This window comes from Streptomyces sp. NPDC059785, from assembly GCF_042732375.1.
Taxonomy (GTDB): Bacteria; Actinomycetota; Actinomycetes; order Streptomycetales; family Streptomycetaceae; genus Streptomyces.
Genome location: NZ_JBHWHV010000003.1, coordinates 256,800 through 268,944, shown reverse-complemented (window position 1 = coordinate 268,944; position 12,145 = coordinate 256,800). Strand labels below are relative to the sequence as shown.

At 74.6% G+C, this 12,145-nt stretch carries 5 protein-coding genes; 3 read left to right on the top strand and 2 right to left on the bottom strand.

The window, feature by feature from the left end:
- Positions 1-32: 32 nt before the first annotated feature.
- Both ACFV6E_RS03765 and ACFV6E_RS03760 read right to left on the bottom strand, forming a co-directional pair.
- Positions 33-1,622 (bottom strand): aldehyde dehydrogenase family protein, encoded by a 1,590-nt coding sequence (locus tag ACFV6E_RS03765; RefSeq protein WP_385177434.1) that lies wholly within the window; start codon positions 1,620-1,622, stop codon positions 33-35.
- 505 nt (positions 1,623-2,127) lie between these two features.
- On the bottom strand, positions 2,128-3,576 hold the full coding sequence (locus ACFV6E_RS03760) for a CoA transferase (protein WP_385177432.1): 1,449 nt from the start codon (positions 3,574-3,576) through the stop codon (positions 2,128-2,130).
- Between the two features lie 227 nt (positions 3,577-3,803).
- On the opposite strand from ACFV6E_RS03760, the gene ACFV6E_RS03755 reads away from it, so the two are divergent.
- The 3 genes from ACFV6E_RS03755 to ACFV6E_RS03745 are packed head-to-tail and all read left to right on the top strand — an operon-like array spanning position 3,804 to position 12,131.
- Positions 3,804-4,127, top strand: a complete 324-nt coding sequence (locus ACFV6E_RS03755; protein ID WP_385177430.1) for an acyl carrier protein — start codon at positions 3,804-3,806, stop codon at positions 4,125-4,127.
- 58 nt (positions 4,128-4,185) lie between these two features.
- A complete protein-coding gene (locus ACFV6E_RS03750) occupies positions 4,186-10,524 on the top strand; it encodes an SDR family NAD(P)-dependent oxidoreductase (RefSeq protein WP_385459185.1) in 6,339 nt (2,112 codons plus the stop codon).
- Positions 10,525-10,532: 8 nt separating this feature from the next.
- Complete coding sequence (locus tag ACFV6E_RS03745; protein WP_385459183.1) at positions 10,533-12,131, top strand: long-chain-fatty-acid--CoA ligase; 1,599 nt, start codon at positions 10,533-10,535, stop codon at positions 12,129-12,131.
- Positions 12,132-12,145 lie beyond the last annotated feature (14 nt).

Here is a 12,145-nt window from a genome sequence, read left to right as displayed (position 1 = left end):
CCGCGGGCCCGCGACGGGCCCGCGGACCGGTGTCAGACGCCGAAGACGGTGGCGCGCGGGCCGGCGCCGGGGCTGATGCTGACGCCCTGCACGTGCGAGGTCTTCAGCATCGGGTAGTTGCCCTCGCCGTGGACGCCGCCGGTCAGGCCGGTGCCGCCGTGGGTGGGCAGACAGGGCAGGAAGCCGATGTGGGAGTCGTTCACCTTGAGCAGGCCCCCGTTGACCACCCGGCGGACGAAGGCGTCCACGACCGCGTCGTCCCGGGCCCACAGCGAGTTGCGCAGGCCGTAGTCGTTGGCGTTCACGAAGTCGATGAACCGGTCGAGGAGCACGTGGTCCGGGGCCGGTTCGGCGACGACGACGGGCAGCAGCGGGAAGAACGTCTCGCGGCGCACCGTCTCCAGGTTCCGGGCGGCCGTCAGGCCGTTCACCCGGACCACCGTGGGCTCCAGGAACACGCCGGTGTCGGAGCGGGTGCCGTCCGCCTCGATGCGGTGCCCGCCGCAGACCAGCTCCGCCCCGGCGTCCAGGGCCCCGCCGAGCAGCGCGAAGAACCGCTCGCTGCGCCGTACCGGGGAGAGCAGCACGTCCTCCTGCCCGGGGTGCCCGGGGCGGATCTCGGCCGCCGTCCGCTTCAGTTCGGCGAGCAGGGCGTCGGCGGCGTCCGGGTGGGCGACGACGTAGTTGGGGACCATGCAGATCTGGCCCGAGCCGTAGAAGGACTCGGCCGCGGCCTCGGCGGCGAGGGGGAGGTCGGCGTCCTTCCAGACGACCACGCCGTCGTTGCCGCCCAGTTCCAGTACGGGCTTCTTGCCCGCGGCGACGCACCGCTGCTGGAAGCGCAGCCCCTCCTCGCTGCCGCCGATGTAGAAGATGTCGTCCACCAGGGGGCTGTCGAGCCACTGGTCGATCATCCGCCCCGGGTTGCCGCACACGGCGCCGAGGACGCCCGGCGGGGCGCCGGCCTCCGCGAGGACCGGGGCGACCAGTTCACGCAGGACGAACATGGTGCTCAGGGCGATGCTGCGCGGGGCGCGGACGACGACGGCGTTGCCCGCCATCAGCATCAGCACCGCGAGGGCGGCGCTGGGTCCGGGGGCGTTCTGCGGCGGGTTCAGGCACACGACTCCGTCGGGCTGGCGGCGTACGACGAGACGGCGTCCGGCGTGCCGGAACTCGGTGTGCATGCACCGCAGGTACCAGGCGCAGCTCTCCGGCCCGTACATCTCCATCAGGCCGCCGAGCTGCCAGCGGGCCAGCCGCAGCGGGTGCCCCTCGGCCACCAGCAGGTCCAGGAACTCCTCGCGGTGGCGGGCCAGTCGCTCGCGGAAGAGCGGGCCGAGGCGCATGCGCCGCTCCAGCGGTACGGCCGCCCAGGCCGGGGCCGTGGCCGCCGCGGCGCGCAGGGCCGCCTCGCAGCCCGCGTCGCCCGCGACGGCGACCCGGCCGACGACGTAGGGGTGGCGGGCGGCGGCGGAGTCCGGGTCCGGGTCGCGTTCCAGCGCGCGCTTCAGACACACGCTGGTGAAGACGTCCTCCAGCAACGACCCGGCACTGACGGTGTAGACCCATCCCTCACCCGCGACGTCCCGGCCATCGATGTACGACTGATAGCTGCGCAACGGCTCCTCGCGCGGCGCAGCCTGGTCACCGGTCGGCGGCTGCTCGCGGGGTGACGACCGGCTGTCCGGCGGGGGCTGCTCGCGCGGCGACGACCGGCTGTCCGCCGAGGGCCGCTCGCGCGGCGGCAACCGGTCGGCTGCCGGGACCTGTTCGCGGACCGACGGCTGCCCGCCCACCCCGGACCGCTGCTCACGGGACGGCAATGGTCCGTGCGGCCGTGACAGCTCATGGCACGGCGTCTGCTCACCCGTCGAGGGCTGCTCGCGGGGCGACAACCGCCTGTCCGCCAAGGACCGCTCGCCCGCCGAGGACCGCTCACCCGGCAGGGGCTGCTCACGCGGCGGCGGCTGCCCCTCCGTCGGGGTCTGTTCGCGTGGCGGTGGTGCGTTGCGCACGGCTGTGGCCCGGTCGCGGGGCGTCACCACGGCGTCCTCCCACGGTTCGGTGGTGCGGGCCGCTTCCCGGCCCGTGTGATCGTCCGTCGGCGCACTGGCGCGGTGCCGTTCAGCCGGCGGGCCGGGGGCGCCAGGCGGGCCGGCTGGAGCCGCGCGGCACGAGGACCGGATCGTCCCAGGCCGGTGGGGTCTCGCTGAGCCGGACGGGCGGGGCGGGGTGGCGCAGTTCCCCGAGCGGGGTGTCACGGACCTGCCACTCGGGCGCGGGCGGCAGCGCGTCCTCGGGCAGAGCGTCCAGCTCGGCCCTGCCCGGACTGCCCAGTTCCCAGCACCAGTTGGCCACGGAGGTGAGCGAGAGCCTTACGGCGTAGCTGCCGCCCTCGTGGGCCCGGCGGACGACGGCGGCCATGATGCCGGCGGCGGCGAGGTGCGCGGCGACGTAGTCGCTGAGCATCCGGCCGGGCGGCAGCGCGGGCCGGCCGTCGCGGCCCTCGCGCAGACTGATGCCGGTGAACGCCTGTGCCTGCTGGTCGAAGCCGCCGCGCCGGTGCCAGGGTCCGGTGTCGCCGTAGGCGGTGACGGCGCAGTGGATGATGCCGGGGGCCGCGGCGGCGCACTCCTCGGCGGTCAGGCCGAGCCGCGCGGCCTTGGCGGGCCGGTGGTTGTGCACGAAGACGTCGGCGTCGCGCAGCAGTGCGTCGAAGGCGTCCCGGCCCGCGTCGCGCTCGCGCAGGTCCAGGCGGGCCGACCGGCTGCCCGCCGCGGACTCGTGCCAGACCACCTCGTGCTCGAAGGAGTCGGTCTCGCAGACGTGCAGCACGTCCGCGCCGTACTCGGCCAGGGCCCGCCCGGTGGCCGTACCGGCCAGGACGTGGGTGAATTGCAGACAGCGCAGCGAGGACAGCGGCCGGGGTCCCGTCGGCAGCGCGACGGGCGGCGCGTCGCCGATCCGCTCGACCGTCACCACGGGTGTCCGCAGCACCGCCCGGCCCTGCGGGTGGTCGAGGAATTCGTCGCGGCTGCGCGCGATCGCGAGCGGCACGCCCTGCGCGGCGGCCGCCTCCTCCAGAGCCGCGGAGTCCCAGCGCTCGACGGCGGCCGCGATGTGCTTCCTGGTGTGCGGGCAGCCCAGGAGGGCGAGCAGTTCGTCGCGGATGCGGGGGTAGCAGGCGATCGGGATGACCCAGCGGTCGTCGGCCGTGCGGTAGAAGTCCCAGATCACCGGTGCCATGCCGTCCAGGCCGGTCAGCGAACCCATGCTGGAGAAGGCGCCGTTGAGGGTGGAGCCGCCGCCCAGGAACGGGGACATGCGGTGCAGCCCCTGGCCCAGGTCGAGGGCGAGGCGCTGGGTCCGTCCGGTGCGCCGCTGCCAGATCTGCGCGGCGCCGACCGCCGCCGCGAGCAGCGGCACGCCGATCGCGGCGCCCATCCGCAGCCGCGACCGCACCAGGGGGTCCCGGCCGGTCACCGACAAGGTGCTCACCGCGCCTTCCCGGTTCAGGCCGATCGTTTTGAGTGTCCGGTCCAGTTCCCCCGCGATGTCCGTCCCGTCTTCCATCGCTCACCCCATTCGAAGGCCGCCAACGGCTTTGCAGTGTGCCATCGCGCGACCGCTCGCGAAATGGAGAGTCAGCGACGTGTCAGCGGTACGTCAGCCGATTCTGGTTGAGTGACGTCACCGGAATCCTGAGCAGGCGTGAATTCAACCGCGTAATCATTCTCCGCAGCATTCCGGGTGTATTCCCGGTTTCGCCGGGACGGCGGCCGCACAACGAGGGGGCACGCTTGACGACACACCGCACACGGACGGCCGACGGGATCGGCCGGCTGCCGCTGTCCGAACGCCGGGAGGCGCTGCGCACCCTGCTGGCCCGGGAGTTCAGGGCCAGTCTCCTGATGAGCGAGGAGGAGGAGTTCCCGCTGGACGGGAACTTCTTCGACCTCGGCCTCACCTCGCTGCGCGCGACGGAGCTCAAGCAGCGGCTCGAGGTGCTGTTCGGCCGCGAGATCAGCTCGAATGTCCTTTTCAACACGCCGAACCTGGCCCGTCTGCTGGAGCACATGGTCACCGACGTCCTGTCCGACCTCTTCGAGGAACCGGCCCGCTGAGCCGCGTCGCGCGCCCCGTCGAGCGTCCCCCCGAGTGCCGCCGAGGAAGGAACCAGCCATGTCAGACGCGTCCGCGTCCAAGGACGTCACCGACCGGCTCCAGGAGGCGCTGGACACCGTACGCGAACAGCGGCGCACCATCGACCGGCTGCACCGGGAAAAGCACGAGCCCATCGCCGTCGTCGGGGCGGGCCTTCGTTTTCCCGGCGGCAGCGAGAGTCTCGACGAATTCGCCGCTTTCCTGCGCGAGGGCCGCTCCGCCGAAGGCCCGGTCCCGGCGGACCGCTGGGTGTCCGAGAACGGCGGAAAAGAAAGGGACACACCGGCGGGTCATTTCATCGAGGGACTCGACCGGTTCGACGCGAAGTTCTTCCGTACGTCCCCGAAAGAAGCCCTTTACATCGACCCTCAGCAGCGGTTGGCGCTGGAGACCGCGTGGCAGGCGCTGGAGGACGCGAACATCGATCCCACGGGGCTGCGGCACGGGAACAGCGGCGTCTACATGGGCGTCATGTCGATGGACTGGGTGGCGGAGTCGGTCGCCCTGGCGGGCCGGGACCTGGACGGCTCGCTCGTCCCCGGGTCCGCGCACAGCGCGGTGGCCGGACGGCTCTCCTACTTCCTCGGGCTGCGCGGCCCCTGCCTCAGCGTCGACACCGCCTGTGCCTCCTCGCTGACGGCCGCGCACCTGGCCGCCCAGGGCCTGCGCCGCCGCGAGTGCGACCTCGCCCTGTGCGGCGGGGTGAACGCCGTCCACCACCCGCTGATCCACAGCATCCTGGTCAAGGCCGGCATGCTCGGCGGCTCGGGCCGGTGCAACACCTTCGACGAGAGCGCCGACGGCTACAGCCGGGGCGAGGGCTGCGGCGTCCTCGTACTCAAGCGGCTGTCCGACGCGGAGCGCGACGGCGACCGGATCATGGGGCTGCTGCGCGGCTCGGCGGTGTGCGCGGACGGCGAGAGCGCGGGCCTGACCGCGCCCAACGGCCTGGCGCAGGAGACCGTCATGCGGGCCGCGCTCGCCGACGCGGGCTGCGCGCCCGGCGACATCCAGTACGTCGAGGCGCACGGCACCGGCACCCCGCTGGGCGACCCCATCGAGCTGGGTTCCATCAGCGACGCGTTCGCCGGCTCGCACAGCAGGACCGATCCGGTGGTCGTCGGCTCCGTCAAGACCAATGTGGGGCACCTGGAGTCGGCCGCCGGGGTCTGCGGCATCGTCAAGGTGCTGCTCCAGATGCGCGAGGGCGTCTTCTACCCGCACCTGAACCTCACCGCCCCCTCACCGCGCATCCCCTGGGACCGCTGCCCGGTGACGGTGCCGCTGCGCCCCGCCCCCTGGACCGGCGGACGGCCCCGGCGCGCCCTGGTCAACGGCTTCGGCATCGCCGGCACGCTCGGCTGCGTCGTGGTCGAGGAGGCGCCGTCCCCGGCCCCGGAGCCCGCGCCGATCGCGGTCGGCCGGCCCCAGGTCTTCACCCTGTCGGCGCGCAGCCCCGCCTCCCTGGACCGCCAGATCGCCCGCTACCGGGCGTATCTGACGGAGCATCCGGAGGTCTCCGCCGCCGATGTGTGCCGGACGGCGGCGCTCGGGCGCGCGCACTTCCCGCTGCGGCTCGCCGGAGTCGTCCGGGACCGCGACGAGCTGGCGCGGCTGCTCGACCGGGGCCCCGGGCCGGGTGCCGGGACGGGCGGCGGCAGCCGCAGGACGGCGTTCCTGTTCACCGGTCAGGGCTCGCAGTACCCGGGCATGGGCAGGGCGCTGTACGGGCGGCATCAGATCTTCACCGAGCACCTGGACCAGTGCTGCCGGCTGTTCGCGCCGTATCTGGGCCGGTCGGTGCGGGACCTGGTGCTCGGCCGGGCGGCGGACCCCACCGAGATCCACCGCACCGTCTACACCCAGCCCGCCCTGTTCTGCCTGGAGTACGCGCTGGCGCAGCTCTGGCTGTCCTGGGGCGTGCGTCCGGGCGTGCTGATCGGGCACAGCATCGGGGAGATCACGGCGGCGGCCGTGGCGGGGGTGTTCCCGCTCGAGGACGCCGTGGCGCTGGTGGCGGCGCGGGCCCGGCTGATGGACTCGGTCACCGCGCCGGGCGGCATGGCCGGGGTGTCCGCCCCGGCCGACGTGGTCGCGCCGTTGCTGGCGGACCATCCCGATCTCGCGGTCGCCTGCGTCAACGCGCCGCTCCAGTGCGTCGTCTCGGGCGGCCGGCAGGCGCTGGACGAGGTGTGTGCGGTGCTGCGCGGGCGCGGTGTGGAGGTCCGGGAGCTGGCCGTCTCGCACGCCTTCCACTCGCCGCTGATGGACGACATCACCGGCCCCTTCCGCGACGCGCTCAAGGACATCCGCTTCCGTGAGCCGCGGCTGACCCTCGTCTCCACACTGACCGGCCGGGTCGCCGGCCTGGGTGAGCTGACGCACCCCGACTACTGGGCCTCCCAGCTGCGCGGCACCGTCGACTTCGCGGGCGGCATGGCCACGGTGGCCGGGCGCGGCCCGCACGCCTTCGTGGAGATCGGCCCCGACTCGACCCTCACCTCCCTCGCCCGGCGCTGCGTGCCCGCCGACGACCAGCTGTGGCTGGGCGGGCCGCGCCCGTCCGACACCGACGACGGCACGGTCCTCAACGCGCTCGCCCGGATGTACACGGCGGGGCTCCCGGTGTCCTGGCGCGGCTTCCACGGCCCCGCCGTCACCCGGCCCGCCTCTCTGCCGACGTACGCCTTCGACCGCAAGCCGTACTGGATGCCCGCGCCGCGCGGCCGCGACCGGGGCGCGGTGGCCGCCGCGGGCGGGCGGCACCATCCGCTGCTCGGCGCGGAAAGCGGCGAAGGGCCGGGCGGGGTACGGGAGTTCAGCGCGCGGGTGGATGCGGCGCACCCGGCGTGGCTCGCCGACCACGTCGTCCTCGGCCAGGTGGTCTTCCCCGGCACCGGCCATCTGGAGGTGCTGCTCGCCCTCCAGGACGCGGTGTACGGCCACACCCGCCGCCCGGTCGAGGACGTACGCGTCCTGGAGCCCCTCTTCCTCGCCGCCGACCGGACGGCCGAACTGGTCACCCGGCTGCGGCCACGGGACGACGGCACGGCGGAGGCCGAGATCGTCACCCGGATCGCGGGCCGGGACGGGACCTTCGAGCGGTGCCACGCCAGGGCCGTACTGGGCGTGGAGCCGGCCCCCGGGGAACCGCTCACCCGCGCCGGGACGGAGCTGTGTGCCGCGGCCGGGGCGGCCGAGGAGTCCGGCTCCGCCGTCGGTGCCGAGGAGCTGTACGCCCGGATGTCGGCCGTGGGCGTGGACTACGGCCCGGAGTTCCGCCGGGTGCGCCGGGCCCACCGGCTGGACGCGCGGACCGCCGTGGGCGCTCTGCGCGGGCTGCGCCCCGGCGCCGGTGAGCAGGTGCCGCCCGCGCTGACGGACAGCGCCATGCACGCCATGGCGGTGCTCGACGAGGACGGCGAACCGTGTCTGCCGGTCCGGTTCGGCCGGCTGCGGCTGCTGCGGCGGCCCGTGGCCGGGAAGCTGCGCGCCGTGACCCGGATCTCCCCCGCACCGCCGGAGGGCGCCCGGAACGTGGACGTGCTCGCCGATCTCGTCCTGCTGGACGGCGACGAGCCGGTCCTGGAGCTGACCGGCATCGGCCTGAAGCGTGTCGCCGCCCACTCCCCCGCCGCCCGCCGGGTCTTCCACGAACCGCGGTGGGTGAAGCGTTCGCAGGCCGGGCAGCCGGCCCGGGAGCCGCGCCGGGTCCTGGTGCTCGGCCGTACCGAGCGCGAACTCGCCGCCCTGACCGTCCGGGCGGCGACGGCGGCGACGGAGCTGGTGTTCGCCGCCGGTGCCGACGAGGCCGCCGAGGTGCTGCGCGACCAGCGGCCCACCGACGTGTGCTGGTTCTGGCGGCCGGGCGACGGCACGGACGCGGCCGGACTGCGCGCCGAGTGCGAGCACAACTACCGCGAACTCCTGGCGCTCCTCGCCGCCCTGGACAAGGCGGGCTTCGGCGCCGGGCAGCGGCTGTGGCTGGTCACCGAGGACGCCCAGCTGCTGCCGGGCGACTCCCCGCGCGGGACCGGGCCGTCCGCCGCCGCCACCCTGTGGGGGTTCGGGCAGGCGCTGTGGCACGAGTACCCCGGCCACCGGGTGACCCTGGTCGACCTGTCCGCCTCGGACGGCGCGGACGGCGGCGCCGCCGTACTGCTCCAGGAGTGGCCGGGCGACTCCGCGGAGTTCCAGGTCGCCTACCGGGCGGGGCACCGGCATGTGCGGCGGCTGTTCCCCGTCGATCCGGACGGTCCGCGGGACGCCAACGTGCGGCTCGCCGTCGGGGAGTACGGCTCGTTCGCCGGCGTCCGCCCCGAGCCCGCCGAGGACGTGCCGCCCACCGGCGACCGGATCCAGGTCGCCGTGCACGCCGCCGGGCTGAACTTCAAGGACGTGCTCAACGCCCTGGGCCTGATCAAGGCGCACGCCGAGGACACCGGCACCGCGTACGAGGCGCAGCCGCTCGGTCTGGAATGCGCGGGCACCGTCCTCGCGGCGGGCCCCGACGCGGCCTTCCGGCCGGGCGACGAGGTGGCCGTCGCCGCCCTCGGCTGCATGACCCGGCGGCTGACCGTCCCTTCCGGGTTCGCGGTGCGCAAGCCCGCCTCGCTCACCCTGACCGAGGCGGCCGGGGTGCCGACGGTGTTCGTCACCGCGCACTACGCGCTGCACGACCTCGCCGGGCTGCGGCCGGGCGACCGGGTGCTCGTGCACGCCGCGGCCGGCGGGGTCGGGCAGGCGGCCGTCCAGGTCGCCCGGCTCGCGGGGGCCGAGGTGTACGCCACGGCGAGCCCCGGCAAATGGCCGCTGCTGCGCGCCCAGGGCATCGGGCACATCATGAACTCCCGCACCCTGGACTTCGCCGACGAGGTACTCGCCGCCACCGGCGGCCGGGGCGTCGACGTCGTACTCAACAGCCTCAACAAGGACTTCATCCCGGCGGGCCTGCGCTGCCTGGCGTCCGGCGGACGGTTCGTGGAGCTGGGCAAGGTCGGCACCTGGACCCCCGAGCAGGTCCGCCGCGAGCGCCCGGACGTGACGTACCACCGCTTCGACCTCAGTGAACTGCCCGAGGAGCAGGCGCAGGAGCACACCCGCCGCATCCTGGGGACCGTCATGGAGCGGATGGCCGACGGCCGGCTCCGGCCGGTCACCACCACCGTCTACTCACCGGACGAGACGGAGGAGGCGTTCTCCGTGCTCGGCCGGGGCGCGAGCACCGGCAAGCTGGTGCTGCGGATGTCCGGCGACGGCGTGGACCGGCCCGCGCCGCCGTTCGCCGTCCGCCCCGACCGCACGTACCTCGTCACCGGCGGGCTCGGCGGGCTCGGTCTGGTGACGGCGCGCGAACTAGCCCGGCTCGGCGCCCGCCACCTGACGCTGGTCGGCCGCGGGAAGGCCGCCGGGGCCGCGCCCACGTCCCCGCCCGCGCTCGGCGAGGGCGTCGAGGTCAGCGTGGTCCGGGGGGACGTCGCCGACCCCGCCGACCTGGCGCGGATCACGGCCGCGCTGAAGGCGTCCCCGTACCCGGTGGGCGGTGTCGTGCACGCGGCGGGCGTGCTGGCCGACATGCCGGTGTCCGCGCTGACCTGGGAGAACATCGACACCGTGCTCCGGCCCAAGGTGTACGGCACCCGGCTGCTGCACGAGGCCGTGGCGTCCTTCCCCGAGCTGGAGTTCTTTGTGGGCTACTCCTCCGTCGCCGCCGTCCTCGGCGGACCGGGACAGGCCAACTACGCGGCGGGCAACGCCTACCTGGACGGGCTGCTGCGCTGGCGCGCGGCCCGCGGGCTGCCCGGCCTGAGCATCAACTGGGGCCCGTGGTCCGAGGTCGGCATGTCCGCCCGGCTGAGCGCACCGCTCGCCGGGAACATCCGCGCCCAGGGCGTCACGTTCATGCGGCCCGCCGACGGCATGCGCGCGCTGCGGACGCTGCTGGGGCAGTCCGCGCCACAGGTCCTGGCCGTCGACTGCGACTGGGACCGGTACGCGGACGGCAAGGCCGAGACGCACAGCCTCTACCGGCACCTCCTGGACGGCCGGCGCCCGGCGCGGCGGCAGGACCTGCCCGACCCCGCCGCGCTGGCCGCGCTGCCGCCGGACGAACGCAAGGCCGCCCTCAACGCGTTCGTCCGCGCGAAGACCGCGGGCGTCCTGCGGTTCGACAGCGCGGAGGAGGTGGAGCCGGACGCGGTCTTCCTCGACCTGGGCCTGGACTCGCTGGCCGCCGTGGAGCTCAAGAACGCCCTGGAGACCGCCCTCAGGGTGCCGCTGCCCGCCTCGGCCGCCTTCGACCACCCGTCCGTCGGGCGGCTCACCGACTTCCTCGACCAGCAGCTCGCCCGCGACTGAGAGGGGCCATGGACGCCATGGACGCCACGGACGACGGCACCACCGCGCGCCCCCGGACGCTCGCCGAGGTGGCGGCCCGCCGGGCCGCGGACCGCCCGGACCACCCGGCGGTCCTGTGCGAGGGCCGTGCCGTCACCTACGGGCGGCTGCACCGGGAGAGCAACCGCACCGCGCACGCGCTGCGCGCGGCGGGCACCCGCCCGGGTTCCCGCGTCGCCTATCTCGGCAAGGAGTCGGAGAGTCTCTACGAGATCGCCCTCGCCTGTGCCAAGAGCGGGGCGGTCCTGGTCCCGGTCAGCTGGAAGCTCGCCCCGGAGGAGGCCGCGCACATCCTGCGCGACTCGGGCGCGGAGGTCCTGTTCACCGAGACCGCGGAGCCGGCCGCCGCGGCACGGCTGCGCATCGCGCTGCCGCGGCTGCGGCAGGTGGTGTCCCTGGACCCCCGCACGGGCCGCGGCACCGGCTTCGCCGCGTGGAAGGCGGACAGCCCCGACCGCGACCTCGAACCGGGCACCGGGCCCGACGACGCCGTGGCGCAGATCTACACCAGCGGCACCACCGGGCTGCCCAAGGGTGTGGTGCTCGCGCACCGCAGCTTCTTCGGCGTCGCCGAGGCCGTCGAACGGCACGGCTGCGACTGGGTGGACTTCCTGCCCGGTGACCGGTGTCTGATCGGCATGCCCGGGTTCCACGCCGGCGGTCTGTCGTACGCGATGCAGGGGTTCGTCGCCGGGGTCACCATGGTCAGCACTCCGGTGTTCATCGCCCAGGACGTGCTGCGGCTGATCGGCGAACTCGGCGTCACCGGCGCCCTGCTGACCCCCGCCATGCTCCAGATGCTGCTGGCCGAGCCCCGCGCGACGCCCGCCGCGTTCCGCACCCTGCGCAAGGTCGTCTACGGGGGCGCGCCGATCTCCCCGACGCTGCTGCGCCAGTGCCTGCGGACGCTGGACTGCGCGTTCGCCCAGATCTACGGCAGCAGCGAGACCGGGAACTTCGCCGCCTGTCTGCCGCCCGCGGACCACGTCCCGGACAGCCCGCGGCTGCCGTCCGCGGGCCGTACGTACCCGGGCGTGGAGCTGAAGGTCGTCGGCGAGCGCGGTGAGACGCTGCCGCCGGGCGAGGTCGGCGAGGTCTGGGTGCGCAGCCCGGCCCGCATGCTGGGCTACCACGGGCAGCCGGAGGCCACCCGCGCCACGGTCCAGGGCGGCTGGATCCGCATGGGCGACGCGGGCCGGCTCGACGCGGACGGCTATCTGTTCCTGTGCGACCGCCTGCACGACACGATCATCGTCGGCGGCGAGAACATCTACCCGGTCGAGGTCGAGAACGCGCTCGCCGCGCACCCTGCGGTGGCCGGCGCGGCGGTCGTCGGCGCCCCCGACGACCGCTGGGGCGAGTCCGTGCACGCGTACGTCACCCTGCGGTCGGGACAGCTGGCGTCCCCGCGCGAGCTGATGCTCCATCTCAAGGGCCGCGTCGCCGACTTCAAGATCCCGACCGCGTACGAGTTCCTGGCGGAGCTGCCGCGCAACGCGAACGGCAAGGTGCTGCGCCGTGCGCTGCGCGACCGGCTGTGGGAGGGCCGGGAACGCAAGGTCAACTGAAGTGTGAGCCGACG